This window comes from Rhizobium sp. R635 (assembly GCF_002211285.1).
Classification (GTDB): Bacteria; Pseudomonadota; Alphaproteobacteria; order Rhizobiales; family Rhizobiaceae; genus Rhizobium.
This window is the reverse complement of record NZ_LOKX01000016.1, coordinates 1-26,690: the sequence shown is the minus strand read 5'-3', so window position 1 is coordinate 26,690 and position 26,690 is coordinate 1. Positions and strand designations below refer to the sequence as shown.

General features: G+C 61.6%; 29 protein-coding genes. 10 read left to right on the top strand and 19 right to left on the bottom strand.

Annotated features, from left to right (window positions below; translation table 11 throughout):
- Positions 1-72: 72 nt before the first annotated feature.
- The 5 genes from ATY78_RS14510 to ATY78_RS14490 form a co-directional block, all read right to left on the bottom strand.
- On the bottom strand, positions 73-348 hold the full coding sequence (locus ATY78_RS14510) for an HPr family phosphocarrier protein (protein WP_088683024.1): 276 nt from the start codon (positions 346-348) through the stop codon (positions 73-75).
- 9 nt (positions 349-357) lie between these two features.
- Positions 358-759: a PTS sugar transporter subunit IIA gene (locus tag ATY78_RS14505; RefSeq protein WP_004672623.1), complete on the bottom strand. Its 402-nt coding sequence runs from the start codon at positions 757-759 to the stop codon at positions 358-360.
- A 150-nt stretch (positions 760-909) separates the two neighbouring features.
- Positions 910-1,362 carry a serine/threonine protein kinase gene (locus ATY78_RS14500; protein WP_088683023.1) on the bottom strand — a complete coding sequence of 151 codons (453 nt, stop codon included), beginning with the start codon at positions 1,360-1,362 and terminating at the stop codon, positions 910-912.
- The gene (locus tag ATY78_RS14495) at positions 1,359-3,149 is read right to left on the bottom strand and encodes a sensor histidine kinase (protein ID WP_088683022.1); all 1,791 of its coding nucleotides are present in this window, start codon (positions 3,147-3,149) and stop codon (positions 1,359-1,361) included. The genes ATY78_RS14500 and ATY78_RS14495 overlap by 4 nt, the downstream gene beginning before the upstream one ends.
- A gap of 79 nt (positions 3,150-3,228) precedes the next feature.
- Positions 3,229-3,966, bottom strand: coding sequence for a response regulator transcription factor (locus ATY78_RS14490; protein ID WP_189636746.1), 738 nt, complete (start codon positions 3,964-3,966; stop codon positions 3,229-3,231).
- Between the two features lie 339 nt (positions 3,967-4,305).
- Between ATY78_RS14490 and ATY78_RS14485 the strand changes: the two genes are divergently transcribed.
- From ATY78_RS14485 to ATY78_RS14475, 3 genes are all read left to right on the top strand, one after another.
- Entirely contained in the window at positions 4,306-5,916 is a 1,611-nt protein-coding gene (locus ATY78_RS14485) for a phosphoenolpyruvate carboxykinase (protein WP_088683021.1), read from the top strand.
- Positions 5,917-6,025: 109 nt separating this feature from the next.
- Positions 6,026-6,463 (top strand): alternative ribosome rescue aminoacyl-tRNA hydrolase ArfB, encoded by a 438-nt coding sequence (gene arfB, locus ATY78_RS14480; RefSeq protein ID WP_088683020.1) that lies wholly within the window; start codon positions 6,026-6,028, stop codon positions 6,461-6,463.
- 1 nt (position 6,464) lies between these two features.
- Positions 6,465-7,076 carry an alpha-ketoglutarate-dependent dioxygenase AlkB gene (locus ATY78_RS14475; RefSeq protein ID WP_088683019.1) on the top strand — a complete coding sequence of 204 codons (612 nt, stop codon included), beginning with the start codon at positions 6,465-6,467 and terminating at the stop codon, positions 7,074-7,076.
- Positions 7,077-7,090: 14 nt separating this feature from the next.
- Here the strand turns inward: ATY78_RS14475 and coaA are convergent, their stop codons facing one another.
- From coaA to hisB, 9 genes are read right to left on the bottom strand one after another with little or no spacing between them, the layout of a single operon-like run.
- Positions 7,091-8,086 carry a type I pantothenate kinase gene (coaA, locus tag ATY78_RS14470; protein WP_088683018.1) on the bottom strand — a complete coding sequence of 332 codons (996 nt, stop codon included), beginning with the start codon at positions 8,084-8,086 and terminating at the stop codon, positions 7,091-7,093.
- Positions 8,083-8,406, bottom strand: a complete 324-nt coding sequence (locus tag ATY78_RS14465; protein WP_088683017.1) for a phosphoribosyl-ATP diphosphatase — start codon at positions 8,404-8,406, stop codon at positions 8,083-8,085. Before ATY78_RS14465 ends, coaA begins: the two co-directional genes overlap by 4 nt.
- A gap of 17 nt (positions 8,407-8,423) precedes the next feature.
- Positions 8,424-9,212 (bottom strand): imidazole glycerol phosphate synthase subunit HisF, encoded by a 789-nt coding sequence (hisF, locus tag ATY78_RS14460; protein ID WP_088683016.1) that lies wholly within the window; start codon positions 9,210-9,212, stop codon positions 8,424-8,426.
- A complete protein-coding gene (hisA, locus tag ATY78_RS14455) occupies positions 9,213-9,959 on the bottom strand; it encodes a 1-(5-phosphoribosyl)-5-[(5-phosphoribosylamino)methylideneamino]imidazole-4-carboxamide isomerase (protein WP_088683015.1) in 747 nt (248 codons plus the stop codon). It lies immediately after the preceding gene.
- 6 nt (positions 9,960-9,965) lie between these two features.
- Positions 9,966-10,523, bottom strand: a complete 558-nt coding sequence (locus ATY78_RS14450; RefSeq protein ID WP_088683014.1) for a hypothetical protein — start codon at positions 10,521-10,523, stop codon at positions 9,966-9,968.
- Positions 10,520-10,702 (bottom strand): hypothetical protein, encoded by a 183-nt coding sequence (locus ATY78_RS14445; RefSeq protein ID WP_088683013.1) that lies wholly within the window; start codon positions 10,700-10,702, stop codon positions 10,520-10,522. Before ATY78_RS14445 ends, ATY78_RS14450 begins: the two co-directional genes overlap by 4 nt.
- Positions 10,703-10,754: 52 nt before the next feature.
- On the bottom strand, positions 10,755-11,405 hold the full coding sequence (hisH, locus tag ATY78_RS14440; protein ID WP_088683012.1) for an imidazole glycerol phosphate synthase subunit HisH: 651 nt from the start codon (positions 11,403-11,405) through the stop codon (positions 10,755-10,757).
- A gap of 2 nt (positions 11,406-11,407) precedes the next feature.
- Positions 11,408-11,893, bottom strand: a complete 486-nt coding sequence (locus ATY78_RS14435) for a DUF2628 domain-containing protein (RefSeq protein WP_088683011.1) — start codon at positions 11,891-11,893, stop codon at positions 11,408-11,410.
- Between the two features lie 22 nt (positions 11,894-11,915).
- Positions 11,916-12,524, bottom strand: a complete 609-nt coding sequence (gene hisB, locus ATY78_RS14430) for an imidazoleglycerol-phosphate dehydratase HisB (protein WP_010033258.1) — start codon at positions 12,522-12,524, stop codon at positions 11,916-11,918.
- 176 nt (positions 12,525-12,700) lie between these two features.
- Between hisB and hslV the strand changes: the two genes are divergently transcribed.
- The 5 genes from hslV (at position 12,701) to ATY78_RS14405 (ending at position 19,491) form a co-directional block, all read left to right on the top strand.
- On the top strand, positions 12,701-13,228 hold the full coding sequence (gene hslV, locus ATY78_RS14425) for an ATP-dependent protease subunit HslV (RefSeq protein ID WP_008528783.1): 528 nt from the start codon (positions 12,701-12,703) through the stop codon (positions 13,226-13,228).
- A gap of 101 nt (positions 13,229-13,329) precedes the next feature.
- On the top strand, positions 13,330-14,637 hold the full coding sequence (gene hslU / locus ATY78_RS14420; RefSeq protein WP_088683010.1) for an ATP-dependent protease ATPase subunit HslU: 1,308 nt from the start codon (positions 13,330-13,332) through the stop codon (positions 14,635-14,637).
- Between the two features lie 188 nt (positions 14,638-14,825).
- A complete protein-coding gene (locus ATY78_RS14415; protein ID WP_088683009.1) occupies positions 14,826-15,773 on the top strand; it encodes a DUF1402 family protein in 948 nt (315 codons plus the stop codon).
- A 48-nt stretch (positions 15,774-15,821) separates the two neighbouring features.
- Positions 15,822-17,234 (top strand): cytochrome P450, encoded by a 1,413-nt coding sequence (locus ATY78_RS14410; RefSeq protein WP_088683008.1) that lies wholly within the window; start codon positions 15,822-15,824, stop codon positions 17,232-17,234.
- Positions 17,235-17,319: 85 nt separating this feature from the next.
- Complete coding sequence (locus tag ATY78_RS14405) at positions 17,320-19,491, top strand: malate synthase G (RefSeq protein ID WP_088683007.1); 2,172 nt, start codon at positions 17,320-17,322, stop codon at positions 19,489-19,491.
- A 63-nt stretch (positions 19,492-19,554) separates the two neighbouring features.
- On the opposite strand, the gene ATY78_RS14400 is transcribed toward ATY78_RS14405, so the two are convergent.
- On the bottom strand, positions 19,555-20,238 hold the full coding sequence (locus ATY78_RS14400) for a L,D-transpeptidase (RefSeq protein WP_088683006.1): 684 nt from the start codon (positions 20,236-20,238) through the stop codon (positions 19,555-19,557).
- 2 nt (positions 20,239-20,240) lie between these two features.
- Here ATY78_RS14400 and ATY78_RS28980 point away from each other — a divergent pair, with 2 nt between their 5' ends.
- On the top strand, positions 20,241-20,366 hold the full coding sequence (locus ATY78_RS28980; RefSeq protein WP_280950446.1) for a hypothetical protein: 126 nt from the start codon (positions 20,241-20,243) through the stop codon (positions 20,364-20,366).
- Between the two features lie 50 nt (positions 20,367-20,416).
- Positions 20,417-20,911, top strand: coding sequence for an MmcB family DNA repair protein (locus ATY78_RS14395; protein WP_088683005.1), 495 nt, complete (start codon positions 20,417-20,419; stop codon positions 20,909-20,911).
- An 18-nt stretch (positions 20,912-20,929) separates the two neighbouring features.
- Here ATY78_RS14395 and ATY78_RS14390 read toward each other — a convergent pair whose 3' ends face one another.
- Genes ATY78_RS14390 through ATY78_RS14375 form a run of 4 tightly spaced genes read right to left on the bottom strand, consistent with a single transcriptional unit; the run spans position 20,930 to position 26,308 of the window.
- Positions 20,930-21,508 carry an ActR/PrrA/RegA family redox response regulator transcription factor gene (locus ATY78_RS14390; protein ID WP_088683004.1) on the bottom strand — a complete coding sequence of 193 codons (579 nt, stop codon included), beginning with the start codon at positions 21,506-21,508 and terminating at the stop codon, positions 20,930-20,932.
- 56 nt (positions 21,509-21,564) lie between these two features.
- On the bottom strand, positions 21,565-22,875 hold the full coding sequence (locus ATY78_RS14385) for an ActS/PrrB/RegB family redox-sensitive histidine kinase (RefSeq protein ID WP_088683061.1): 1,311 nt from the start codon (positions 22,873-22,875) through the stop codon (positions 21,565-21,567).
- A 23-nt stretch (positions 22,876-22,898) separates the two neighbouring features.
- Positions 22,899-25,364, bottom strand: coding sequence for an ATP-dependent helicase HrpB (gene hrpB / locus ATY78_RS14380; RefSeq protein ID WP_088683003.1), 2,466 nt, complete (start codon positions 25,362-25,364; stop codon positions 22,899-22,901).
- Positions 25,361-26,308 (bottom strand): ornithine cyclodeaminase family protein, encoded by a 948-nt coding sequence (locus ATY78_RS14375; protein WP_088683002.1) that lies wholly within the window; start codon positions 26,306-26,308, stop codon positions 25,361-25,363. Before ATY78_RS14375 ends, hrpB begins: the two co-directional genes overlap by 4 nt.
- Positions 26,309-26,690 lie beyond the last annotated feature (382 nt).

Genomic DNA, 26,690 nt, shown 5'->3' with positions numbered 1-26,690 from the left:
TAGCAGGCTTCGCCTGGGATGGCAATAAGGATATAAAGAAGTCTTTATATGTTTATATGAGCTCGGCCGAGGTCACATTTCTTCGCCGAACTTGTTCTGGATCAGCTGATCCAGCGCCTCCAGCGCTTCGGCGGCCTGGATGCCGCTCGCCGAGACGACCACGCTCGAGCCAGGACTTGCCGCCAGCATCATGAGGCCCATGATCGAGGTGCCGCCGACCGTCATTCCATCTTTGGAAACGGTGATGGCTGCATCGAAATTCTCGACCATCTGCACGAATTTGGCGGAGGCGCGCGCGTGAAGACCGCGCTTGTTGATGATGAGGAGTTCCCGGGAAAGCGACGTCATGAAGGCCCGTTATTTTCCGCTGAGCACGCGGCTCGCGACATTGATATATTTCCGCCCGGCTTCGGAAGCCTCCACCAGCGCCTTCTCCATGTTGTTCTCGCCGCGCACGCCAGCGAGCTTGATCAGCATCGGCAGGTTGACGCCGGCAATGACCTCGGTATGGCCGCTGCTCATGACCGATATGGCAAGATTGGACGGCGTGCCGCCAAACATGTCGGTCAGGATGACGACGCCATGGCCGTCGTCGGCACCGGAAACGGCTTGCAGAATGTCCTGCCGTCTTTGGTCCATATCGTCTTCGGGGCCAATACAGACCGTCTCGATGAATTTCTGAGGACCGACGACGTGCTCGACAGCATGACGAAACTCTTCAGCCAGCTTGCCATGAGTGACAAGCACAAGTCCGATCATGATATTACTGCTCCCATATCCGCAAACGGTGGCTGAGATATCGCAATGCAGCAATTTCGTCCACCGGTGGCGGCACATCTTGGCTATGAAAAGCCGAAGTGCAAGATAAAAATGCAAATATATAAGGCGGATTGATCAATCCGGAAGCCTTCAGCATCCGATGTCAGGCGCTTTCGCCATGAGGATCGCCAGCGGTGAGGCAACATTTGTGAGCAGCCGCAATGCGGGAAGCGAAAAACCCGGGGCGAGACTGACGATTTCGCCCTCCGCGGGGACGCGGTTTTCACCGGAAGCGCTGCCGGGAAGCACGGCATAGTGCATGATTGCCTGGGGCACGTGATCCTGCCGGACGATGCCGGTGCCGCGAAGCTCGATCAACCCGGCGATCGACGGCGGGCATGCGGCAATCACCGAGCCGGCATCTTCCGACAGGAGGACCTGGTCGTCAGCGACGAGCGCCGTAAAGAGACCCAGCCGGCGGGCCTCGGTCATGCAGGTGAAGGCCAGCATCGACTTTCCCCAGCCGGACGGCCCGCTGAACAGGAGCCCCGTCCTGCCGACGACGATCGCCGTCGCATGGATGTTGGGAGCCGGCCCGCTCATGCGGCGGCGTCAAGCGGAAGGGCGAGGATGAAGCGCGCGCCGAGCACGCGCCCGTTCTCGCCATCGGTGATGTTCTCCGCCCTCAGCGAACCGCCATGGGCTTCGGCGATCTGGCGGCTGATCGAAAGGCCGAGGCCGGAATTCTGGCCGAAACCTTCCGATTCCGGCCGGTCCGTATAGAAACGCTCGAAGATGCGGTCGATATTTTCCGCCTGGATGCCGGGGCCGTTGTCTTCGATGGTCGTGACGCAGCGCGAGCGCGTGCGCACCAGCCTCACGGTGATCTTGCCGCCCTTCTCGGGAACGAAGGAGCGGGCGTTTTCGATCAGGTTCGTGACGATCTGACCGATGCGCAGATCGTGGCCGTTGACGACGAAACGCGTCTTGATGTTCGGCTTGCGTTCGATCGTATATTCGATTTCCACCTGCTTCTTGCTGCCCCGGATCTGGCGGGACACGTCGATCAGGTCGCGCAGCAGCACTTCCATGTCGACGGAGCCGGCATCGACGCGTGCAAGTTCGGCATCGAGGCGCGAGGCGTCCGATATGTCGCTGATCAGGCGGTCGAGGCGGCGCACATCATGCTGGATGACGTCAAGCAGCCGTTTCTTGGATTCGTCGGATTTGGCGAGCGGCAGCGTTTCGACGGCGCTGCGCAGCGAGGTCAGCGGGTTCTTGAGTTCGTGGCTGACATCGGCCGCAAAGCTCTCGATCGCATCGATGCGGTCGTAAAGCGCCGTCGTCATCTCGCGCAAGGCGATGGAAAGATTGCCGATTTCGTCCTGGCGGGCGGAGAAGTCGGGGATCTCCTCGCGCGTCTTGGCGCCACGGCGCACGCGGATCGCCGCTGCCGAAAGCCGGCGCAGCGGATTGGCGATGGTCGACGACAGCACCAGGGACAGCAGCACGTTGACGAGCGTCGCCACGCCGAAGACCCGCATGATGGCAAGCCGTTCGGCATGGACGATATTGTCGATGTCGCCCGCCTGCGTCGACAACAGCAGCACGCCGAGCACGGCGCGGAAGCGCTGGATCGGCACGGCGACGGAAACGATCAGCTCGCCTTTCTCCGTAGTGCGTACCACAGCGCCGCGCACGCCGGTCAGCGCGTTCATGACTTCGGGATAGATCGAGCCGTCGCCGCCCGGCGCTTCCTTGTAGAGCGGCAGATTGCCGGGCTGCAGCGCCTTGTTGAACAGGGTCGCGAACCAATCGCTCCAGGTCTGCTTCTCTTCTTCGACCGGCGGCAGGTCGAAGCGCAGCACCTGCCCGCGCGAATAGAGGTGACGCGAATCGAGCAGCAGATTGGCGTCGGCATCGAAGATGCGCGCGCGCGTGCGCGTCGGCGAGATCAGCCGGCGCAGGACCGGGGCGACCTTCTCCGGATCGATCGGGAATTCCAGGTCCTCGTCGTTCGGCACCGGCGTAATGCTCTGGCCGGCCTGCAGCTCGAGCAGCTTCTGCGGATCGATGGTGATCGAGTTCGTATCGACCGACGCGGAGGCCGAAACGGCGCCGGCGATGATTTCACCCTGCGTCAGCAGGCTTTCGGCGCGGGCGTCGATCAAGCCTTCGCGAAACTGGTTGAGATAAAGGATGCCGCCGACGAGCACGACCAGCGCGACGAGGTTGAAGAACAGGATGCGCCGCGTCAGGCTCGAAAACACCGCATTGCCGAAGATGCGGCGGATCAGCGTGAAGGGATGTGACCAACGGCGGCCTCGGACGCGACGGGTGCTCACGCCCTCCGCGTCGTCCAGATCCCTTTCCTGAACCAATTGTGCCAATGACAGGCCCTTTCGAAGGGTGGGGCCGGATCGACCGGCCCGCAACCCTCAACAATTCCTCGCGCTGCGCCGTTCGGGCTCAGGCTGCTTCGCGGAAGCGGTATCCCACTCCGTAGAGCGTTTCAATCATATCAAAGTCGGTATCGACCATCTTGAATTTCTTGCGCAGCCGCTTGATGTGGCTGTCGATGGTCCGGTCGTCGACATAGACCTGTTCATCATAGGCCGCATCCATCAGCGCGTCGCGGCTTTTCACGACGCCGGGGCGCTGCGCCAGCGAATGCAGGATCAGGAACTCCGTCACCGTCAGCGTCACGGCCTCGCCCTTCCAGGTGCAGGTGTGGCGCTCCTGGTCCATGACCAGCTGTCCGCGTTCCAGCGAACGGGCCTGCTGCACCGCGCCGGCTTTCGGCGCGCCGCTGGGGCTCGTGCCGCCGGCGGCCGCGGCTTCGCGGCTCGAGGCGCGGCGCAGGACGGCGCGCACGCGCTCCACCAGCAGACGCTGCGAGAAAGGCTTGGTGATGAAATCGTCCGCGCCCATCTTCAGGCCGAACAGTTCGTCGATCTCCTCATCCTTGGAGGTGAGGAAGATGACCGGAATATCCGATTTCTGCCGCAGGCGGCGCAGAAGTTCCATGCCGTCCATGCGCGGCATCTTGATATCGAAGATCGCAAGCTGCGGCGGTCGCGCCAGAAGGCCGTCGAGCGCCGAGGCACCGTCCGTATAGGTCTCGACCTTATATCCTTCGGCCTCCAGTGCGATCGACACCGAGGTCAGGATGTTGCGGTCGTCGTCAACGAGCGCGATTGTCGGCATGGTGTTGGTCTCCGTCATCAGTGCGCAATCTCCCGGATTTTAGTCGTCCCCAGGCGGTCTCAGTGACCGGATGCGCTTATGGAGGATAAAGGTGGAACAAATTGTGGCAAAGATAAAGGGGAGGATTGTCGTAAAATTCCACCGCAACCCGAAGTGGTGCGCCAAAATGTTTCAACGCGGCGCCTTCAAACGATTTAAAAAGAACGACAGAAATTTAAATCGATTAATTATTTGATATTACTGCATTTTCTCAATTTTTGTCTCTTGTCTTTTAAAATTTCTCCCCGTATTTTCCCGCTTAGTTTTAACGGCAACGAGCCTGAGCAAAGGGAACTAGCCATGGAAAAGTTCGGAGTTCATAACCCGGCAACGGAGCTTGCAACGGTTGGATTGGGCGGCGCAGCCAGCGTTCGCTATAACTTTTCCGCCGCAGCGCTCTATGAGGAATCGATCCGCCGGGGTGAAGCCGAACTGACCGCTCAGGGCGCTCTTCGGGCCCTTACCGGTCAGCACACCGGTCGTTCGCCGCGTGACAAGTTCGTCGTCCGTGACGCCAATACGGATGGTCAAATCTGGTGGGACAACAACAAGCCGCTCTCGCCGGAGCACTTCGCCCTGCTGCGCGATGACATGCTGGCGCATGCTGCCGGCAAGGACCTTTTCGTCCAGGACCTCGTCGGCGGCGCCGAAGAAGGCCATGCTCTGCCGACCCGCGTCGTAACCGAGTTCGCCTGGCATTCGCTGTTTATCCGCAATCTGCTGATCCGTCCTGACGCCGCAGCACTGCCAACTTTCCTGCCCAAGCTGACGATCATCGATCTGCCGAGCTTCAAGGCCGATCCGGCGCGCCACGGCTGCCGTTCGGAAACGGTGATCGCCTGCGATCTCACCAACGGCCTCGTTCTCATCGGCGGCACATCTTACGCCGGCGAAATGAAGAAATCGGTCTTCACCGTCCTCAACTACTTGCTGCCGGCCAAGGGCGTGATGCCGATGCACTGCTCGGCCAATGTCGGCCCGGATGGCGATGCGGCAGTCTTCTTCGGCCTTTCCGGCACCGGCAAGACGACCCTTTCGGCCGATCCGGCCCGCACGCTGATCGGCGATGACGAACATGGCTGGAGCGAAAACGGCATCTTCAACTTCGAAGGCGGCTGCTACGCCAAGACCATCCGCCTTTCGGCCGAGGCCGAGCCGGAGATCTACGCGACGACCCAGCGCTTCGGCACCGTGCTCGAAAACGTCGTCCTCAACGAACGTCGCGAGCCCGATTTCGATGACGGTTCGCTGACGGAAAACACCCGTTGCGCCTACCCGATGCATTTCATCCCGAACGCTTCGGAAACCGGCCGCGCCGGGCATCCGAAGACGATCATCATGCTGACGGCCGATGCCTTCGGCGTCATGCCGCCGATCGCGCGCCTGACGCCCGATCAGGCCATGTATCACTTCCTCTCCGGCTACACCGCCAAGGTGGCCGGCACCGAAAAGGGTGTCGTCGAGCCGGAAGCGACCTTCTCCACCTGCTTTGGCGCACCCTTCATGCCGCGCCACCCGGCCGAATACGGCAATCTGCTCAAGGAGCTGATCGGCCGTCACGGCGTCGAGTGCTGGCTCGTCAACACCGGCTGGACCGGCGGTGCCTACGGCACCGGCAAGCGCATGCCGATCAAGGCGACACGCGCGCTGCTGGCCGCGGCTCTGAGCGGCAAGCTCGGCCAGGTCGAGTTCCGCACGGACGCCAACTTCGGCTTCGCCGTGCCGGTCTCCGTCGATGGTGTCGATGGCGGCATTCTCGATCCGCGCTCGACCTGGGCCGATAAGGCCGCCTATGACGCGCAGGCCGAAAAGCTGGTCTCGATGTTCATCGCCAACTTCGCCAAGTTCGAAAATCATGTCGATGGCGGCGTCCGCGACGCGGCCCCGGGCGTGAAGGTCGCAGCCGAATAAAGCGGATAAACTTTCTGATTCACGTGAAACCCGGCGTCGCAGGATTGCCGGGTTTTCTCGTTGCCGGCCGATATTTCCAATTGGCCGGCGATATGAGATAGAACGCCGCATGGCCAGCGACGCTCTCTACATCGATGACAGGATCACCATCGCGGGATGGGAACTGACGGAACAGTTCGTTCTGGCGGGCGGTCCCGGCGGGCAGAATGTCAACAAGGTCTCGACCGCGGTCCAGCTGTTCTTCAACATCCCGAATTCACCTTCCCTCAATGATCGCGTCAAGGCCAATGCGGTCAAGCTCGCCGGCCGGCGTATGTCGAAGGAGGGCGTGCTGATGATCGAGGCTAGCCGCTTTCGCAGCCAGGACCGCAACCGGGAGGATGCGCGCGAGCGGCTGAAGGAGCTGATCCTGGAAGCGGCCAAGCCGCCACCGCCGCCGCGCAAGAAGACCAAGCCGACCAAGGGTTCTGTCGAGCGTCGGCTGAAAGAAAAATCCGGCCGCTCTGAAGTCAAGAAAATGCGTGGCCGCCCGGGCGGCGGCGAGTGATATGCCGGGTCTCCTGAACGGCATCCGCCATCTCCCCGGCTACCTCGACCGGGCGCGCCAGGAAGAATTGGTCGAGCTCATCCGTACCGTCGTCACCGAAGCGCCGCTCTATGTGCCCGTCATGCCCGGCACCGGTAAGCCGATGTCGGTCAGGATGACCAATTGCGGGCCGCTCGGCTGGGTAACGGACAAGGAGCGCGGCTATCGTTATCAGCCGACGCATCCGGCAACCGGCAGGCCTTGGCCTGAGATGCCGAACCTCTTGCTCGATATTTGGAATGACGTTTACGGTTATGAGAAGCCGCCGGAGGCCTGCCTCGTCAATTTCTATTCCGACGACGCCCGCATGGGCCTGCATCAGGATAAGGACGAGAGGGATTTGCAGGCGCCGGTCGTCTCGATCTCGCTCGGCAACAGCTGCCTCTTTCGGGTCGGCGGCCTCAACCGCAATGATCGCACGCTATCCTTCAAGCTTGCGAGCGGCGATCTGGTCGTGCTGGGCGGCGAGGGGAGGCTTTGTTTCCATGGCGTTGACCGCATTCATCCCGGGACGTCGACGCTGCTGAAGAACGGCGGCCGCATCAATCTGACGCTGCGACGCGTCCATTCGTGAAAATTGATCGCCTGCTATAGTTTCCTGAGCGCAACCTGCTCGATCAGGTGGTCCTTGCCTTTTTTCAGGATGAGATCGGCGCGCGGCCGCGTCGGCAGGATGTTCTGGCGCAGGTTCTTCAGGTTGATGTTCGTCCAGAGATCCTCGGCGATTTCAAGCGCTTCCGCATCGGTGATCGACGCGTAGCGATGGAAATAAGAGTTGGGATCGCGGAAGGCGGTTTCACGCAGCCGCATGAAGCGCGTCACATACCAGTTATGGATCTTGTTTTCCGCCGCATCGATATAGATCGAAAAGTCGAAGAAGTCGGACACCATGGGCACGATCTTGCCGTCGGCCGGCAAGTCGCGCGATTGCAGCACGTTGATGCCTTCGAAGATCAGGATGTCGGGCCGGTCGATGATCTTGTATTCGTCCGGCAGCACGTCGTAGACGAGGTGCGAATAGCAGGGCGCCTTCACGTCAGGCTGTCCCGCCTTGATCGCCGAGAGGAAGCGTAGGATCGCGGCCGTATCGTAGCTCTCCGGAAAACCCTTGCGCTGCATCAGCTTTTCCCGCTGCAGCACGGCGTTCGGGTGGAGGAAGCCGTCGGTGGTGATGAGATCGACTTTCGGGCTCGAGGGCCAGCGTCCCAAAAGCTCCTTGAGGATACGGGCAGTGGTCGATTTGCCGACGGCGACCGAACCGGCGATGCCGATGACGAAAGGCGTCTTCGTCACATCCGACATGCTGAGGAAGCGGTTGCGCTGGTTGAACAGCATCTGCGAGGATTCGACATGCGACGAAAGCAGGCGCGACAGCGAGAGATAGATGCGCCGGACCTCGTCGAGATCGATCGGATCGCCCATCGAGCGCAGCCGCTTGACCTCGTCGCTGGTCAGCGTCAGCGGCGTGTCGGCCCGGAATTTCGCCCATTGTTCGGAAGAAAAGAAATGGTAGGGCGAATAGGATTCCGACTGGAAGTGATCCAACGTTTCCGGCACCCCGATAATCTCAGTCGCGATACTCATGAACCCTGCCGGCTGGCCTTTTCCTTGAGGCCGGACTGCGCGGTTCTGCGCTCGAGTTCGGCCATGACATTCTCTAACGGTATTTCAGCAATCCGCAATACGACCAAGAGATGATAGAGCACATCGGCGGCTTCATAGGTCAGATTGTCGCGGTCATCAGTCACCGCCGCCATCACGGCTTCAATCGCCTCTTCACCGAGCTTTTTTGCCGCTTTCGGCTGGCCGGCGGCCACGAGCTTTGCCGTCCAGGATTGCTCCGGCGAGGCGTTCGATCGCTCTGCGACGATCCTTTCGAGGTCGGAAAGGGAAAATCCGCTCATATGTCCGCTTTCAAGGTTCAGTCGAGACGCATGTCGATGCCGCACTTCGACATATAGTGCTTGGCCTCGCCGACGGTATAGGTGCCGAAATGGAAGATCGAGGCGGCAAGTACCGCGTTGGCATGGCCTTCCTTCACCCCGGCGACGAGATCGTCGAGATCGCCGACGCCGCCCGACGCGATGACCGGCACCCGCACCGCATCGGCGATCGCCCGCGTCAGTTCCAGGTCGTAGCCGACCTTGGTGCCGTCGCGGTCCATCGAGGTAACGAGCAGTTCGCCTGCGCCGCGGGCCACCATCTTCTGGGCGAATTCGATGGCGTCGATGCCGGTCGCATTGCGGCCGCCATGCGTATAGATCTCCCAGGCGCTGAGATTGTAGCCGCCGACCGCCTGCGTGCGCCTGCGCTTGGCGTCGATCGAGACGACGATGCACTGATCGCCGAACTTGTCGGCCGCCTCGGCGACGAAATCGGGATTGCTGACGGCTGCCGAATTGATCGAGACCTTATCGGCGCCGCACAGCAGGAGCTTGCGGATATCGGCGATGGTTCTGACCCCGCCGCCGACCGTCAGCGGCATGAAGCACTGGTCGGCTGTGCGCGACACGACATCGAAGATCGTCTCGCGATTGTCCGAAGAAGCGGTGATATCGAGGAAGCAGAGTTCGTCGGCGCCGGCCGCATCATAGGCCTTCGCCGCTTCGACGGGATCGCCGGCATCGACGAGATTGAGGAAATTGACGCCCTTGACGACACGGCCGTCCTTGACGTCGAGGCAGGGGATGACACGAGCCTTGAGGGTCATTTACGCAGTCTCCCTGGCCCTGCTGGCCTTGATCAGCGCCAGCGCTTCCGCCGGATCGATCCGGCCGTCGTAAAGCGCACGGCCCGAGATCGCCCCTTCGAGCTTCCGCGCATCGGGCTGCAGCATGCGCTCGATGTCTTCGATGGAGGCAAGGCCGCCCGAAGCGATGACGGGGATGGAGACGGCGTCGGCAAGCTCCAGCGTCGACGCCCAGTTGATACCGGTCAGGATCCCGTCGCGGTCGATATCGGTGTAGATGATCGCGGCAACGCCGGCGCCCTCGAATTTCCTGGCGAGCTCGATGATGCCGAGTTCGGAAGCTTCAGCCCAACCCTCGACGGCCACCTTGCCGCCCTTGGCATCGATGCCGACGGCGACGCGGCCGGGAAATTTCCGGCAGGCCTCGATGACCAGCTGAGGATTTCTGACCGCGACAGTGCCGAGAATGACGCGGCGCAGGCCGCGCGACAGCCAGGCTTCGATATGATCGAGCGTGCGGATGCCGCCACCGAGCTGCACCGGATTCTTGGTCGCCTTCAGGATCGCCTCGACGGCATCGCCATTGGCCGAATGTCCCGCAAAGGCGCCGTCGAGATCGACCACGTGCAGCCATTCGAAACCCTGGTCTTCGAAGGATTTCGCCTGGGCGGCCGGATCGGTGTTGTAGACCGTCGCCTGCTGCATGTCGCCGAGTTTCAAGCGGACGCACTGGCCGCCCTTCAGGTCGATCGCGGGAAAAAGGATCATGTCGTCTTACGTCCGTAAAGTGGTCGGTACCATCAGCGCATTCCACGCATCTACGATATCCGAGCGGAAAAAGACAGCGGCAATGGTGGCCGCGCCGAAAAGCAGTAGGATCAGCAGGGTAACGGTGAAGCCGGCGCGCACCTGGCGCCAGAAGCCCAGGCGCTTTTTCACCGATTTCTCGATCTCGCGCACCCGGCGCAGCGCATCGTTGTTGACGGCCGCAAGCCGGATCTCGGGCTCCATCGCCTCCACATAGGTCTCGGCATAACTCGAAAGGATCTGCGAGGCGCGGTCGCGCAGCGTGTTGCGCAGGTCTGTGGAGAGATAGTTGCTGTTGACGGCAGCAAGCTCCGCCTCATTGGGCGAACGGCCGGCGTTGCGCTTGCGATGGCTGAGGACGAAATCGCGCTTTTGCCGTTCATAAAGGGCATAGGCGAGCAGACCGATCAGGTCGTCTTCGCCCTCGATATAGAATTCCAGCACCGCCTCGGCGATATCGCCGGCGCTGATGCCATTGGCGCGCAGCTGGGAATTCTCGTTGCCGGCAAGAAACTCATGGATCATCGGTCCAGCCTTTCTTTCAACGCCTTGGCTGCATTGGAAAGCGCCCTCCTATGGATGGCTTCGTCAACGCGGCGGATGATCGTTCCGCCGGGAAGCCTGATATCCGAGAAGGGAGGAAGGCCTTCCCGGGAGGGCCTGAGCGTATAGAGCACCTTGCCTGATTTCCGCGAAGCCGGCATCGAGCACACTCCTGTTCCGCCGTTTCCATAAAGGAAAAATAAGGCGGCCGTATTACGGGTTCCAGCGCAGGAAATTGGCGATCAGCGCAAGCCCGAGTTTCTGGCTCTTTTCCGGATGGAACTGTGCCCCGACCATGTTGTCGCGCCCGACGAGAGCGGTCATCGGGCCGCCATAGTCGACGGTCGCGATGACATCGCCCGCATTTTCGGCGGCAAGATGGTAGGAATGGACGAAATAGGCGTGCAGCCCCTGCGATCCTGTGGGAATGCCGTCGAAGAGCGGGTGTTCGCGCTGGAGATCGAGGGTGTTCCAGCCGATTTGCGGGATCTTCAGCGTGGGATCTCCAGGCGTCATCTCGATGACGTCGCCGGGAATCCAGCCGAAACCATGGGTGACGGTCTTTTCGAGGCCGCGCGAGGACATGAGCTGCATGCCGACGCAGATGCCGAGGAATGGCCGCGCTTTCTTCTCGACAGCCTCGATCAGCACTTCGGTCATCCCAGGCACGGCATCGAGGCCACGCCGGCAATCGGCATAGGCGCCGACGCCGGGAAGTACGATACGGTCAGCCGCAGCGACATTCTCTGCCTTGTCGGTGAGGTCGATATGCGCATCGATGCCCGCCTCGCGGGCAGCCCGTTCGAAAGCCTTGGTCGCCGAGCGCAGGTTGCCGGAACCGTAGTCGATAATCGCGACGCGCATGATCAGCGTCCTCCATCAAAACCGAAAAGACCGAGCGAGGTGGCATGGCCGTGGCGGCCGTCCGGGCGGGTCTTGTTCTCCCAGTCCGGTGCGGCGGCGCCGTCGCTCTCTGTAATGTTTGCCTTGTCCGAGAAATAGACGTCCTCGGCAATGCCGATCGTATCGGCTGTAACGAGCCCGTCTTCGTTCCAGCCTGTGGCGGCAAGGCTGCGAATGCGCAAATTCTGGCCTTCGAGGCCGACCAGCACATTCACACCAAGCGCGATCGCCGCTCCCGCCAGCCCGAGACCCGGCTCGTCCATCAGCGCGCCGCCGACTGCCTGCGCCAGAAAGGCCACGCCCGCCGGCAGCCACAGCCGATGTGCCAGTAGCCAAATCCACGGGAACAGGAAGCCGAGCCACGTGAAGCCGTCGCGGATGGCTCGCGTTTCGTCAAGGCGTGTACCTGCGCTGCCGGGCGGCGTCAGGAAAATATAGCTTGAAGTCATTCTCGCCGCTCCCTTAAGGGGCTCAGACGAGCGTGCCCTTGGTCGAGGGAACACGGCCCGCCTGTCTCGGATCGATCTCTGTCGCCGTGCGCAATGCGCGGGCAACGGCCTTGAAGCATGTCTCGGCAATATGGTGGTTGTTGGCGCCATAATGGTTGAGAATATGCAAGGTGATGCCGGCATTCTGGGCGAGCGCCTGGAAGAATTCGCGGACGAGCTCGGTGTCGAAGGTTCCGATCTTCGGCGCGCTGAAGGCGACGTTCCAGACGAGGAAGGGCCGGCCGGAAAGATCGACCGCGGCCTTGGTCATCGTCTCGTCCATGGCAAGGTCTATCGAAGCGTAGCGCGTGATGCCGCGCCGGTCGCCGAGCGCCTTGGAGATCGCCTGGCCGATCGCGATACCCGTATCCTCGACGGTATGGTGATCGTCGATATGCAGGTCGCCCTTGGCGTCGATCTCCATGTCGATCAGGGAATGCCGCGAAAGCTGGTCGAGCATATGATCGAAGAAGCCGACGCCCGTCGAAATCTTCGATTTGCCGGTACCGTCGAGATTGACGGAAACGGAAATCGAGGTCTCGTTGGTCTTGCGGGAAACGCTGCCCGTGCGGCTTGCTGCGGTCTCGGCCATCTGGCCCTCCATCGGAATAAGGCCGTTCCTTATCAGGCGCATGGGGAAATATCCAGAAGCCGGGGAAGAGAAAAGCCGGCCCATTTGCAATCGGCTCCGGCCCACTTACATAGGGTTCAACAAGGCCGGTGAGCGGCTTGGCAGAGTAGCCCTCGTCATGGGCAGACAGGTGTTTTATGACAACGATCATTACAGTTCGAAAAGGCGGCAAGGTGGTGATGGCGGGCGACGGCCAGGTGAGCCTCGGCCAGACCGTCATGAAGGGCAATGCCCGCAAGGTGCGCCGCATCGGCAAGGGCGAGGTCATCGCCGGTTTCGCCGGCGCCACCGCCGATGCCTTCACCCTGCTCGAAAGGCTTGAAAAGAAGCTGGAGCAATATCCCGGCCAGCTGATGCGAGCCGCCGTCGAACTCGCCAAGGACTGGCGTACCGACAAATACCTGCGTAATCTCGAAGCCATGATGCTCGTCGCCGACAAGTCGATCACGCTCGCGATCACCGGCAACGGCGATGTTCTGGAGCCTGAGCATGGCACGACGGCGATCGGCTCGGGCGGCAACTACGCCTTCGCGGCCGCCCGCGCGCTCATGGATACCGACAAATCGGCCGAAGAGATCGCGCGCCGCGCCCTCGATATCGCCGCCGACATCTGCGTCTACACAAACCATAATATCGTGGTGGAATCGCTTGAGGTCGAAGGCTGAGGTGCGGCCGGACCAACCATGCTTTCAAGGCTTGGCGAAATAACGATGAATTACGGCCGGGTGCCGCTGATCGCCCCGGACCGCCAGGAGAATGATACGCAATGACGACCTTTTCCCCCCGCGAGATCGTTTCCGAACTCGACCGCTACATCATCGGCCAGCATGAGGCCAAGCGCGCCGTCGCGATCGCGCTGCGCAACCGCTGGCGCCGCCAGCAGCTCGATCCGAGCCTGCGCGACGAAGTCATGCCCAAGAACATCCTGATGATCGGCCCGACCGGCGTCGGCAAGACGGAAATTTCCCGCCGCCTGGCAAAGCTCGCCGGCGCGCCCTTCATCAAGGTGGAAGCCACCAAATTCACCGAGGTCGGCTATGTCGGCCGCGATGTCGAGCAGATCGTCCGCGATCTTGTCGAAGTCGGCATCGGCCTGGTGCGCGAGAAGAAGCGGGCCGAAGTGCAGGCCAAGGCGCATGTCAGCGCCGAAGAGCGTGTTCTCGATGCCTTGGTCGGCACCACCGCTTCGCCTGCCACCCGCGAGAACTTCCGTAAGAAGCTGAGGGACGGCGAACTCGACGACAAGGAAATCGATATCGAGGTGGCCGATACCGGTTCCGGCATGGGCGGCTTCGAAATTCCCGGCATGCCGGGCGCCAATATCGGCGTGCTGAACCTGTCGGAAATGTTCGGCAAGGCGATGGGCGGCCGTACCAAGAAGGTGCGCACGACGGTCAAGGCTTCCTATACCGATCTGATCCGCGACGAGTCCGACAAGCTGATCGACAATGAGGTGATCCAGCGCGAGGCCGTCCGCTCGGTCGAGAATGACGGCATCGTCTTCCTCGATGAAATCGACAAGATCGCCGCCCGCGACGGCGGCATGGGGGCGGGCGTTTCCCGTGAAGGCGTGCAGCGCGACCTCCTGCCGCTCGTCGAAGGCACGACGGTCTCGACCAAATACGGACCTGTCAAAACCGACCACGTGCTCTTCATCGCGTCGGGCGCCTTCCATGTCGCCAAGCCTTCGGATCTTCTTCCCGAGCTGCAGGGCCGCCTGCCGATCCGTGTCGAGCTGCGCCCGCTGAACAAGGAGGATTTCCGCCGGATCCTGACCGAGACGGAAGCGAGCCTCATCCGCCAGTATCGCGCGCTGATGGAGACCGAAAACCTGAACCTCGATTTCACCGAGGACGCGATCGACGCGCTTGCCGACGTCGCCGTGCATCTGAACTCCTCCGTCGAGAATATCGGCGCGCGCCGCCTGCAGACGGTGATGGAGCGGGTCCTGGACGATATTTCCTACAACGCCCCGGATCGCGGCGGCACGGCGATTACGATCGATGCCGCATATGTGCGCGAACATGTCGGCGATCTCGCGCAGAATACCGACCTGTCGCGCTTCATTCTGTGATATCGGCGCACCGGTTCACCTCTTTACCGGTGTGAATGCCGAGTTGTGACGAATTCCACTCTCGACAGCGGGCCTTTTACTTTTTAGTGAAGGCCCGTTTTGTTTTCCGCTCCGGCTTTATTCGGCCAAGATTCTGGTCCAGTCAGCCGCATCGCGAACAGGACGATGAACGGACGGGATAGCGGATCGTGCGACGCCTTTTGACAAGCCTTATGATTGCCGTTGCCCTGGTGAATTCAGCGCCGGCCTTCGCAATGCAGACGGTGCCGGCAGGCAATCGTCATGCCGAGCAGCCCGATATTCCGGGCGCATCCGTCCGCCGCACCAAAGGCACCAAGAGCAGCTTCGATCTGAAATACGAGAAGGTCCACGAGCTTCTGGCGACCGATCGCGAGCTGATGGCCAAGATCCGCAAGGTCTCCAGCGCCTACGGCATCAATCCCATCCATGTCATCGGCGCGATCGTCGGCGAACATACCTATAATGTCGACGCCTACGACCGGTTGCAGGCCTATTATGTAAAAGCCGCCTCCTATGCCGGAGAAAGCTTCCGTTTCGCCTATGACGGCGAAAACATCGACGATTTCGTCGCGCGGCCGCAATTTGCCGAATGCAAGGGCAAGAGCGATTCCTATACACTCTGGTCCTGCCGCGAAGACGTTTGGGAAAGCGATTTCCGTGGTAAGACCGTCGGCGGTCAAAGCTTCCCCAACAACCGCTTCAGCGCCGTCTTCTTCCAGCCCTTCTATGCCGGCCAGACCTTCGGTCTCGGCCAGGTCAACCCGCTGACGGCATTGATGCTCTCCGATCTCGTCAGCCGCGTGTCGGGTTATCCGAAGCTGAACGAGAAGAATGCCGGCGCGGTCTACAAGGCCATCATGGATCCCGATATCTCGCTCGCCTTCGTCGCCGCTTCGATCCGCAGGTCGATCGACGATTACAAGGAGATTGCCGGCATGGATATCTCGGGCAATCCCGGCTTGACCGCGACGCTTTATAATGTCGGCAATTCGCGCCAGCGTGCCGCGGCCCTTGCCGCGAAGAACCGTTCTGGCGGCACGACGGTCTGGCCGGAGGAGAATTATTACGGCTGGCTGATCAACGACAAGCTGGACGAACTCAAGGGCCTGCTCTAGCTTCAAGCTTGCCGGGAAGGCGCCGATCTTCCCCGAAAGGCTTTGACGATGGACATGCGTCCTGATCCCTTCGTTCCGCCGGCACCGCTGCCGCGCACCGTGCCGCCGAGCCGGCTGGAAATCATCCGCATCATACTGCGCAACCCGCTCGAACTCTGGGGCGAGCCCTCCTATACGCTGCCCTGGATCAGAACGAGCTTCTTCGGCCAGAGGACGCTGATCGTCAACGATCCCGGCCTCATCAAGCATGTGCTGGTCGACAATGCCAATAATTACCGCATGTCGGATGTTCGCCAGCTTGTCCTGCGACCGATCCTCCGTGACGGCCTTCTGACCGCCGAAGGTCCGGTCTGGAAGAGATCACGCAAGGCGGTGGCGCCTGTCTTCACGCCCCGCCATGCCCAGGGCTTTGCCGGACAGATGCTGCGCCAATCGGAAGATTATGTCCGTAAATATGAGAGCGCGGGCGAGGCAGGCGCGATTTTCGATATCAGCACCGATATGACCGAGCTGACCTTCGCGATTCTCGCTGACACGTTATTCTCCGGTGAAATCGTCACCTCGAGCGGCCATTTCGCTGATGACGTCAATGAACTTCTGCATCGCATGGGTCGCGTCGACCCGATGGATCTGATGCGCGCTCCATCCTGGGTTCCACGTGTGACACGCATCGGTGGCCAGAAAGTGCTGGAGAAATTCCGCGCCATCGTGCGTGACACGATGGATATGCGGCTTGCCAAGATGAAGGCGGATCGCCGTGCCGCGCCCGAGGATTTCCTGACGCTGCTCCTGGAACAGGCAGGCCCTGACGGACTGACGAAGGAAGAGATCGAAGACAATATCCTGACCTTCATCGGCGCAGGGCATGAGACCACAGCCCGGGCATTGGCCTGGACGCTCTATTGCGTATCGAACAGCCCACATATCCGCGCGGCGATGGAAGAGGAAATCGACGCGGTGCTCGCCACCGGCGCCGAACCTGTGAAATGGCTGGATATGATGCCGCAGACGCGCGCCGCCTTCGAGGAGGCCCTGCGCCTTTATCCCCCTGCGCCATCCATCAACCGTGCCGCTATAGCGGATGATTCCTGGACGAGCGCCAAGGGCGAGAGGGTCGAGATCGAGGCCGGCGTCACGGTGCTCATCATGCCCTGGACGCTGCATCGCCACGAACGTCACTGGGACAGACCGCGCGCCTATATGCCGGAGCGCTTCCTGCCGGAAAATCGCGGCTCTATCGGACGCTTCCAGTTCCTGCCTTTCGGCGCCGGTCCGCGCGTCTGCATCGGAGCGACCTTCGCGCTTCAGGAGGCGGTGATCGCCCTTGCCGTCCTGATGCACCGTTATCGCTTCGATTCCACCGATCAGACCAACCCCTGGCCGGTGCAGAAGCTGACGACTCAGCCACAGAACGGACTGCCGATGCGCGTGACGCCGCGCATAATTTCCGAAAGAGCATAAATCTTTCGAATTATTGCTGAATTGACTGTGAATGAAAGCCGGGCAAAGTGTCAGCTTCCGAAAGCTGCTGCAGGGAGAATGTCGCATGAGCCGCATAGACAAGAACGGTCTTGCCATCGAAACCGTCCTTCACGATTTCCTAGTCAAGGACGTATTGCCGGGTCTGGCGGTCGATGCGGAGAAGTTTTTCGCTGATTTTTCGGCGATCGTTCACGATCTCGGCCCGAGGAATCGCGCATTGCTCGCCAAACGCGACGAACTGCAGGCAAAGATTGACGATTGGTATCGCCGTCATGGTGCGCCGGCGGATATGGATGAATACCAATCATTCCTCCGCGAAATCGGTTATCTCCTGCCCGAGGGCTCGGATTTTCAGGTCTCGACAGAAAATGTCGATCCTGAAATCGCTTCGATCGCCGGTCCGCAACTTGTCGTTCCCGTCATGAATGCGCGTTATGCGCTCAACGCCGCCAATGCCCGCTGGGGTTCGCTCTATGATGCGCTCTATGGCACGGATGCCATTCCCGAGAGCGACGGCGTCGAGAAGGGCAAGGGCTACAATCCGAAGCGCGGCGAGAAGGTCATCGCCTGGGTGCGCGACTTCCTCGATGCATCGGTGCCGCTGCAGGATTGGAGCTGGAAGGACATCGGAAGCTTCGCCGTCAAGGATGGAGCGCTTGTCGTCAGATCGGTCGACGGCGAGCAGGTAACGCTCGGGGATAGCGGGCATTTTGCCGGCTATCGCGGTGACGCCGCCGCTCCCTCCCATATTCTCCTCAAGAATAACGGTATTCACATCGATATAGTCATCGACGCGTCGACGGCGATCGGCAAGTCCGACCCGGCGCATATTTCCGACGTCTGGCTGGAATCGGCGATCACGACGATCATGGACTGCGAGGATTCGATTGCCGCCGTCGATGCCGAAGACAAAGTCGTCGTCTACGGTAACTGGCTCGGCCTGATGAAGGGCGATCTGCAGGAAGAGGTGGCGAAGGGTGGAACGAGCTTCATCCGCAAGCTCAACCCGGATCTGGACTATACCGGCCCCGATGGCGTTTCCTTCGAGGTGCATCGCCGCTCGCTGATGCTGGTGCGCAATGTCGGCCACCTCATGACCAATCCTGCGATCCTCGACCGGGACGGCAATGAAGTGCCCGAGGGCATCATGGATGCCGTCATCACCGGCCTGATTGCGCTCTATGATATCGGTACGGCCGGCCGGAAGAAGAATTCCCGCACCGGCTCCATGTATGTGGTCAAGCCGAAGATGCATGGCCCTGAAGAAGTCGCTTTCGCCGTCGAGATCTTTTCGCGGGTCGAAGATATGCTCGGCATGGCGCGCAACACCATCAAGATGGGCATCATGGATGAGGAACGCCGGACCACCGTCAACCTCAAGGAATGTATCCGCGCCGCCCGCGAGCGCGTCGTCTTCATCAATACCGGCTTCCTCGACCGCACCGGCGACGAAATCCACACCTCGATGGAAGCCGGCCCGATGATTCGCAAGGGCGACATGCGCCAGGCGGCCTGGATTTCGGCCTATGAGAATTGGAACGTCGATATCGGTCTCGAATGCGGCCTGTCGGGCCATGCCCAGATCGGCAAGGGCATGTGGGCGATGCCGGATCTGATGGCGGCGATGCTGGAACAGAAGATTGCCCATCCCAAAGCCGGCGCCAACACCGCCTGGGTGCCGTCGCCGACGGCGGCGACCCTGCACGCCACCCACTATCACCGCGTCAACGTCGCCAAGGTCCAGCAAGGGCTGAAGGACCGCGCCCGCGCCAAGCTGTCAGATATTCTCTCCGTGCCGGTCGCGGTGCGGCCGAACTGGACGCCGGAGGAAATCCAGCGCGAGCTCGACAACAATGCCCAAGGCATTCTCGGCTATGTCGTGCGCTGGATCGATCACGGCGTCGGCTGCTCGAAGGTGCCCGACATCAACAATGTCGGCCTGATGGAAGACCGCGCGACATTGCGCATCTCGGCCCAGCACATGGCGAACTGGCTGCATCACAAGGTCGTCGGTGAGGCTCAGATCGTCGAGACGATGAAGCGTATGGCCGCCGTCGTCGACCGGCAGAACGCATCCGATCCCGCCTACCAGCCGATGGCAGGCAATTTCGACGGTTCGATCGCCTTCCAGGCGGCTCTTGTTCTCGTCCTGAAGGGCAGGGAGCAGCCGAACGGCTACACCGAGCCGGTGCTTCACCGCCGTCGCCTCGAATTGAAAGCGAAGCAGGCCGTGTGAATATGAAAAGGCCGCCGGAACGAGGTTCCGGCGGCCTTTTTTATACCGAATTCGGTATCTAGCTTACTGAATGACGACGACCTTGGACGTGCCCTTGCCGGGACGGACGCGGCTGTAAAGGTCGATGACGTCCTGGTTCATCAGGCGAATGCAGCCCGAGGAAGCGGCGGTGCCGATCGAGGCCCATTCCGGCGTGCCGTGCAGGCGGAAGAGCGTGTCCTTGCCGTCCTCGTTGAAGAGATACATGGCGCGCGCGCCGAGCGGATTGCTGAGACCCGGGCCCATGCCGTCTTCGACATACTTGGCGACGTCGGGGCGGCGAACGGCCATTTCCTTCGGCGGGTGCCAGGTCGGCCATTCCTGCTTCCAGGCGACGTAGGCGGTGCCGGCCCATGCGAAGCCCTGCTTGCCGACGCCGATGCCGTAGCGCATCGCCTTGCCGTTGGCGAGGATGTAATAGAGGAAGCGCTCGCGCGTGTTGACGATGATCGTTCCGGGACGCTCGGTGGTCTGGTAGCTGACGACCTGGCGGCGGAACTGCGGCTTGACCCTGTCGATCGGGATCGCCGGCAGGGAGTATCCGGCATCCTTCGTCACGCCGTAGGCGTCGTTGAAGATCTGTGCCGTCTGTACCGTCGGGCCTGCGCCCTTGTCGTCGACGGAGGCGCTGTCGGAACTCGTGGAGCAACCGGCCAGAGCGAGCGTCGTCAGCAGGCCAAATACAGGGAATGCATTGCGGAAGCGCATAGATGACTCTTGAAGTTTTGGGGCAAGGAGAAGGTCTTTCGACCATCGTTGATTATGGTTTATTTTCGATTAACTTGCGCTTTGCAAGACTGCTGCAGCACGACAAATCCGTCTCGCGCGCAAATTAAAAGCGCATGGTTTTTTTGCAACAACACACCCGACACCGCGATGGTTATCCATGACGATTTTGAGCGTTTACAATAACAATCCGTTAATCGATGGCCGGCAATCGGACAGAGCCATGATGGTGCGGCGGGGAACGCAGATATTGCTGCATGAAATGCGTCACGCCGTACTGCCGGAACTGCCGCTGGCGAGCGGCCGCCGCGCCGATCTGATCACGCTTTCGGAAAAGGGCGAGGTCTGGATCATCGAAATCAAGACCTCGATCGAGGATTTCAGGGTCGATCGCAAATGGCCGGAATACCGGCTGCATTGCGACCGGCTGTTCTTTGCGACTCACGAGGGCGTGCCGCTCGACATTTTTCCCGAAGAATGCGGGCTTTTCCTCTCGGACGGTTATGGCGCCCACATGATTCGCGAGGCGCCGGAACACCGTTTGGCGCCCGCCACGCGCAAATCGGTCACGCTCAATTTTTCGCGGGCCGCCGCCCAAAGGCTGATGATGGCCGAATGGGCGAACGGAAAGCCGTTCAATGTGGACGATGTCTGATACTGAGAACGTATTCGTCTATTTCGGCGCGCGTTTGGCAAGGATGCGCTGCAGCGTCCGCCGATGCATGTTGAGCCGGCGCGCCGTCTCGGAAACATTGCGCTCGCACATTTCATAGACCCGCTGGATATGCTCCCAGCGCACGCGGTCGGCCGACATCGGATTTTCGGGAAGCTCCGCCTTTTCGCCCGGCCGCTGCGTCAGCGCCGAAAAGACGTCGTCGGCATCGGCAGGCTTTGCGAGATAATCGACGGCGCCGAGTTTGACGGCGGTCACCGCCGTGGCGATATTGCCATAGCCGGTCAATACGATGATTCGGGTGTCGTCGCGTCGCTGGCGGATCGCTTCGATGACGTCGAGCCCGTTGCCGTCGCCGAGGCGAAGGTCGACCACCGCATATTTTGGCGGCCTGCCTTTCGATTTCGCAACGCCTTCCGCCACTGATTCGGCCGTTTCCACCTGAAAACCGCGCGTCTCCATCGCCCGCGCCAGCCGGCGCAGGAACGGCCCGTCGTCGTCGACGATCAGCAGGCTGGCGTCGGGACCGATATGGTCTTCATCAGATGCTGCGAAATTTTCATGATTCTGTTCTGTCATCGTCTCGGGTCCTGGCGGCTGAGCGCCGATCTCAATTCCTACTTATGCCGATAAACTCATTTTGTCGAATTTGCGTCGATCAGCATGCGCGGCCATTCGATTCGGATGCGCGCACCCGCGCTTTCCGGGTCGCGATTCTCGAAAATCAGCGATGCGCCGGAGCGTTCCAGCAGCGTCTTGGCGATGAAAAGCCCGAGCCCGAGCCCGCCGGCCGTATCCTCCTTCTGCCGCTTGGTCACATAGGGTTCGCCGATCCGCGTCAGAATGTCGGGCGAATAACCATTGCCGTCGTCCTCGATGATGATCCGCACTTTGTCGTGATTGTGCTCGACCGTCACGGTCACCTTCTCCCTGGCATAATCGACGGCATTTTCGATGAGGTTGCCGAGCCCGTACATGATGCCGGCATTGCGGTCGGTGACCGGTTCGCCCTTGCGCGGGCTCTTTTCGATGAGCTCGAGCGTGATGCCGAATTCCCGGTGGGGTGCCACGATCTCCTCGATCATCGAGGATAATGGTAGCCGCCGCATATGCGCCTCGCCTTCCGAGGAAAGCGTCGTCAGCCGCCGCAGGATATCGCGGCAGCGTTCGCTCTGGCTGCGCAGCAGCATCACGTCTTCGCGAAACCGGTCGTCGTCCTTGAGCTCCCGTTCCATTTCCTTGGCGACGACGCTGATCGTCGCCAGCGGCGTGCCGAGTTCATGCGCGGCGGCGGCAGCCAGCCCGTCGAGCTGCGAAAGATGCTTTTCCCGCTGCAGCACCAGTTCGGTTGCCGCCAGCGCGTCGGCAAGCTGGCCCGCCTCCATCGAGACGCGATAGGCATAGAAAGCGGCAAAGGCCATCGTCGAGGCGATCGAGCACCAGACGCCGAACTGCATGACATTGTGCACATTGATCTCGACCCCGTCGAACCAGGGCAGCGGGAAGGGCGAAAAGGCAAGCACCGTGATGCAGACCATCGCAAAACCGATCAGCGCGGTGCTGTAGCGGATCGGCTGCGAGGCAAAGGAGATGATGACGGGCACGCAGACGAGAGCGGCGAAGGGATTGGCAAGGCCGCCGGTGATGAAGAGCAGCGCGCAGAGTTGCAGAAGATCGAAGCCGAGCAGCGCGAAGGCGGCAGGCGGCCCCAGCCGATGCGTCGGCGGATAGCGGATCGTCAGGTAGAAATTCACCCAGGCAAGGGCGGCGATCAGTGAGCAGCTGGCGATCAGCGGCAGGGGAAATTTCAGCCAGAAGGCAACGATGAACACGGTCGCCGCTTGCCCGCCGACAGCAAGCCAGCGCAACCGCACCAGCGTCTGCAGGCGTAGCCTGCGGCTGCTGTGCCGATCTTCCAGCGTGTGGCTTTCCGTCTTGTCGATCATGCCAGGCTCCTTGGGAATGGCCCTCATGTACCACGCGGTTTTGCCCGTGTCGTCGGGGGCGCTTCTTCCGGCCGTTCAGGCCAGGGATGCCGGGGATAGCGCCCGCGCATCTCGGCGCGCACATCCTTCCAAGAGCCGGCCCAGAAGCCCGGCAGGTCGCGAGTCGTCTGGATCGGCCGGTGCGCCGGCGAGGTCAGTTCCAGAAGCAGCGGCAGGCGGCCTCCGGCGATGGCCGGGTGTTGCTTCAGCCCGAACAGCTCCTGCACGCGGATCGTCAGCACGGGCTCCTCGCCCTCATATTGGATCGGATGCCGCTGGCCGGTCGGGGCCTCGAAATGCGTCGGCGCAAGCCGGCTAAGATCGCGCTGCAGCTCGTGCGGCACCAGCGACATCAACCCGCTCGAAAGACCGCCCGCGGAAACTTCCGAAAGGCCGCGCGCTTCCGTCTGGAAGGGGGCGAACCATTCGTCCAGCCGGGAAAGCATTGCATCGTCGCTGACGTCGGGCCACGGATCGCCGATCGTCCGGTGAAGGAACCCGATCCGTTCGCGAAGCTGGAGTGCCTCCTTCGAGAAGGCGAGCTGATCGAGCCCCAATTCGCGCACACCTTCCATCAGCGCCGCTGTGACGGCGGTTCCGGAAGGGCGCGGCAAGGGCGTCTCCTCGAAGACGATCGCGCCGAGCCGGGTTGCCCGCCGCGCCCGCACCTGTCGGCTCTGCCGGTCGAAGAAGGTCTGGTCGTCCGTTTTGATCTCGCCCGGCAGCTCTACTTCGATGTCGGCGCGCGTCACTTCGGCGGCCGCGAGAATCCGCCCCTGCGCTGCCCGCCCGGTGAGATCGGCGATGACGAGCATCTGGCTGCCGGCAAGCCTTTCGGTTTCCGGCAGCTCCGCTCCCCGCCCGTTCGCCATCACGAATCGTCCGCGTCCGCCGCGCTGAAGCGCTATTCTGTCAGGGAATGCATGCAGCAGAAGCTGGCCCGCGAGCGCCGGCGCCGTTGCGGCAACGATGTCGAGGCCGGCCGCCAGCCGCCCTGCCAGCCGCCGCGAGGCGTCGGCTCTTTCGCCGCGCTCGACCTTGAAACGCCGCAGCCGTTCCTCGATGTCAATGCTCGGTCCGCCAAGCCCCTGTTCGGTCAGAAGCACTGATATCATCGCCGCCTCCCGGGCATGGCCCGATTCGCCAGATGAAACGACCATAGCGGCAAGCCGCGGGGGCAAAGCGAGATCGCGCATGATCTTGCCGCGCGCCGTCAGAGCGCCGTCCTTGTCGAGCGCGCCGAGTTGGCCGAGCAGTGCCCGCGCTTCCCTGAGCGTCGTTTCCGGCGGCTGATCGACGAAGGCGAGCGACGTTGGGTCCTGAACGCCCCAATGGGCGAGATCGAGCACCAGTCCGGAAAGATCGCTGGAAAGAATCTGCGGCGGCGTGAAAGCCGGCAAAGCCGTCGTCTGTCCCTGATGCCACAGCCTTATTGCGATGCCGGGTTCCGTTCGTCCGGCGCGGCCGGCCCGCTGATCGGCGGAGGCCCTGGAGACGCGCACCGTCTCGAGCCGCGTAATCCCGGTCGAGGCCTCGAAAACCGGCAGACGCTGCAACCCGCTGTCGATCACGATCCTGACGCCGTCGATGGTGATCGAGGTTTCGGCAATCGAGGTGGCAAGGACGATCTTGCGCGTTCCCTTGGCCGCCGGCCGGATCGCGGCATCCTGCTCCTTCTGGCTGAGATTGCCATAAAGGGGAGCAATCAGCGTTTCAGGCCCGAAGCGCCCCTGCAGGCGCTCCACGGTGCGCGTGATTTCCGCCTGTCCGGGCAGGAAGGCCAGAATCGAGCCGTCTTCTTCGGCATGTGCATTGATAATCGCTCGTGTAACGGCATCCTCGATGCGCTCGCCGCCCGGCCGGTCCTGATAGCGGATATCGATCGGAAAACTGCGCCCCAGGCTTTCGATGACGGGCGGGTGATCGAGCAGGGCGGCCACGCGTTCCACGTCGAGCGTCGCCGACATGACCAGAATACGCAGATCGTCACGTAGCGCCGACTGGACGTCGAGCGCCAGCGCCAGCCCGAAATCGGCATCGAGCGACCGCTCATGGAATTCGTCGAAGAGCACGGCCGAGACGCCTGACAGCTCCGGATCGTCGAGGATCATCCGGGCGAAAACCCCTTCGGTCACCACTTCGACCCTGGTCGCCGCCGATATCCTGTTGTCGAGGCGCATGCGGTAGCCGATCGTCTCGCCCACCTGTTCGCCGATCAGCGATGCCATCCGGCTTGCCGCGGCCCGCGCCGCGAGCCGCCGCGGCTCGAGCAGGATGATCTTGCCGTCGCCGCGCCAGGCTTGGTCGAGCAAGTAGAGCGGCACCAAGGTCGTCTTGCCGGCGCCGGGCGGGGCGGAAAGGATGGCGCGCCCTCGTTCGGCCAGCGCCGCGCCGACGGCCGGCAGGACATGCGAAACCGGAAGCTCCGGCAAGGATGCACTGTTCGTCACTTGCGGCCCGCCACCGTCTCATAGGCAAGGATGGCGCCGGCGAGATCCTCAAGTGCTGCGCCGACCGACTTGAACAGGGTGATTTCCCCGTCATGGCGTCGCCCGCTATGCGCGCCGCTGATAAGCTCGGCAAGCTCCGATTTGATGTCGCTCATCTCAAGTATGCCGCTTTTCAACGGCTGGACGATGTCGCCGGCCTCGCTACAGGCGCCGGCACGGGTATCGACATGGACAGAAGCACGGCGGATGGCCTCGTCGTCGCTTTCGCGCATGCTCGGCTTGAAGGCGCCGACGAGATCGAGGTGCGCGCCAGGTTTCAGCCATTCGCCCGATATCAACGGCTCGCTCGAAAGCGTGGCGCAGGAAATGATGTCGGCCGTTCGAGCGGCTGCTTCCCTGTCCGAGGTCGCCTCCGCATCCAGACCGAGCGTCCGTGCCTCTGCTGCGGTTTTCTCTGCCGCGTCCGTGTTGCGTCCCCAGATCCTATATTTCTTGATAGGCCGGGTCGCGCCATGGGCGAACATCAGGTTGAGCGACAGCCGACCGGTTCCGCAGACGAGCAGCTCCTGCGCATCCGGGCGGGCGAGATAACGGGCGGCCAGCGCCGATGCCGCCGCCGTCCGCCGTGCCGTCAATTCGCCGCCGTCGATGACGGCGAGCATTTCGCCGGTGGCGCCGGAGGAAAGAAGATAGGTCCCTGAGATTGCCGGCAGGCTGCGCCGCGCATTGCCGGGAAAAACGGAAACCGCCTTCACCCCGGCATAGCGCCCGGGAACCCAGGCCGGCATCAGAAGCAGCGTCGCACTTTCCTCGCCGGGCACGTCCATGTCGTGGTGATGGCGCACCGGCATCACGCATTCGCTCGTAAACATGGCGGCGATCGCCTCGATCAGCTCCGGCCAGGGCAGGGCCGCACGCGTCTGTTCTTCATCGAGGACAAGCATTATTCTTCACTCCGCCGGATCGTTCTTCCCCAAACTAGCGAGTGAGGCGTGTGAGAGGCAAGCACGCTGGAATTCGATCTCGGGCTTCCCATATAAGCCTTGTCTTCATCGGCGAAGCCATTCTGCGGGATTCGGCGAAAATGAATCCCAAAAACCGCTTCATCAGGCGGCAATTTTGCACGCTTTCGAAAATTCTTGCTAAAAGCCCTTGATTTTCAACCTGTTACAAAAATGTCAAAAAACTTTTGGAATGAGTGTTGACTGTTTGGGAGGGTTAGTTCTATAAGCCCACTCACTGACGAGGGCGGCGGCGCTGCTGGCGACGAAGTTACTCGTTCTAGTGAAACTCAAGCGGATTGGCTGATGCTGGTTTGTGTTCTGG

Excerpts from the sequence above, each read along its gene's own strand:
- ATY78_RS14510 (WP_088683024.1), bottom strand. The coding sequence starts at position 348 with ATGACGTCGCTTTCCCGGGAACTCCTCATCATCAACAAGCGCGGTCTT.
- ATY78_RS14505 (WP_004672623.1), bottom strand. The coding sequence starts at position 759 with ATGATCGGACTTGTGCTTGTCACTCATGGCAAGCTGGCTGAAGAGTTT.
- ATY78_RS14500 (WP_088683023.1), bottom strand. The coding sequence starts at position 1,362 with ATGAGCGGGCCGGCTCCCAACATCCATGCGACGGCGATCGTCGTCGGC.
- ATY78_RS14490 (WP_189636746.1), bottom strand. The coding sequence starts at position 3,966 with ATGCCGACAATCGCGCTCGTTGACGACGACCGCAACATCCTGACCTCG.
- ATY78_RS14485 (WP_088683021.1), top strand. The coding sequence starts at position 4,306 with ATGGAAAAGTTCGGAGTTCATAACCCGGCAACGGAGCTTGCAACGGTT.
- arfB (WP_088683020.1), top strand. The coding sequence starts at position 6,026 with ATGGCCAGCGACGCTCTCTACATCGATGACAGGATCACCATCGCGGGA.
- ATY78_RS14475 (WP_088683019.1), top strand. The coding sequence starts at position 6,465 with ATGCCGGGTCTCCTGAACGGCATCCGCCATCTCCCCGGCTACCTCGAC.
- coaA (WP_088683018.1), bottom strand. The coding sequence starts at position 8,086 with ATGAGTATCGCGACTGAGATTATCGGGGTGCCGGAAACGTTGGATCAC.
- ATY78_RS14465 (WP_088683017.1), bottom strand. The coding sequence starts at position 8,406 with ATGAGCGGATTTTCCCTTTCCGACCTCGAAAGGATCGTCGCAGAGCGA.
- hisF (WP_088683016.1), bottom strand. The coding sequence starts at position 9,212 with ATGACCCTCAAGGCTCGTGTCATCCCCTGCCTCGACGTCAAGGACGGC.
- hisA (WP_088683015.1), bottom strand. The coding sequence starts at position 9,959 with ATGATCCTTTTTCCCGCGATCGACCTGAAGGGCGGCCAGTGCGTCCGC.
- ATY78_RS14450 (WP_088683014.1), bottom strand. The coding sequence starts at position 10,523 with ATGATCCATGAGTTTCTTGCCGGCAACGAGAATTCCCAGCTGCGCGCC.
- ATY78_RS14445 (WP_088683013.1), bottom strand. The coding sequence starts at position 10,702 with ATGCCGGCTTCGCGGAAATCAGGCAAGGTGCTCTATACGCTCAGGCCC.
- hisH (WP_088683012.1), bottom strand. The coding sequence starts at position 11,405 with ATGCGCGTCGCGATTATCGACTACGGTTCCGGCAACCTGCGCTCGGCG.
- ATY78_RS14435 (WP_088683011.1), bottom strand. The coding sequence starts at position 11,893 with ATGACTTCAAGCTATATTTTCCTGACGCCGCCCGGCAGCGCAGGTACA.
- hisB (WP_010033258.1), bottom strand. The coding sequence starts at position 12,524 with ATGGCCGAGACCGCAGCAAGCCGCACGGGCAGCGTTTCCCGCAAGACC.
- hslV (WP_008528783.1), top strand. The coding sequence starts at position 12,701 with ATGACAACGATCATTACAGTTCGAAAAGGCGGCAAGGTGGTGATGGCG.
- hslU (WP_088683010.1), top strand. The coding sequence starts at position 13,330 with ATGACGACCTTTTCCCCCCGCGAGATCGTTTCCGAACTCGACCGCTAC.
- ATY78_RS14410 (WP_088683008.1), top strand. The coding sequence starts at position 15,822 with ATGGACATGCGTCCTGATCCCTTCGTTCCGCCGGCACCGCTGCCGCGC.
- ATY78_RS14405 (WP_088683007.1), top strand. The coding sequence starts at position 17,320 with ATGAGCCGCATAGACAAGAACGGTCTTGCCATCGAAACCGTCCTTCAC.
- ATY78_RS14400 (WP_088683006.1), bottom strand. The coding sequence starts at position 20,238 with ATGCGCTTCCGCAATGCATTCCCTGTATTTGGCCTGCTGACGACGCTC.
- ATY78_RS28980 (WP_280950446.1), top strand. The coding sequence starts at position 20,241 with ATGACTCTTGAAGTTTTGGGGCAAGGAGAAGGTCTTTCGACCATCGTT.
- ATY78_RS14395 (WP_088683005.1), top strand. The coding sequence starts at position 20,417 with ATGACGATTTTGAGCGTTTACAATAACAATCCGTTAATCGATGGCCGG.
- ATY78_RS14390 (WP_088683004.1), bottom strand. The coding sequence starts at position 21,508 with ATGACAGAACAGAATCATGAAAATTTCGCAGCATCTGATGAAGACCAT.
- ATY78_RS14385 (WP_088683061.1), bottom strand. The coding sequence starts at position 22,875 with ATGATCGACAAGACGGAAAGCCACACGCTGGAAGATCGGCACAGCAGC.
- ATY78_RS14375 (WP_088683002.1), bottom strand. The coding sequence starts at position 26,308 with ATGCTTGTCCTCGATGAAGAACAGACGCGTGCGGCCCTGCCCTGGCCG.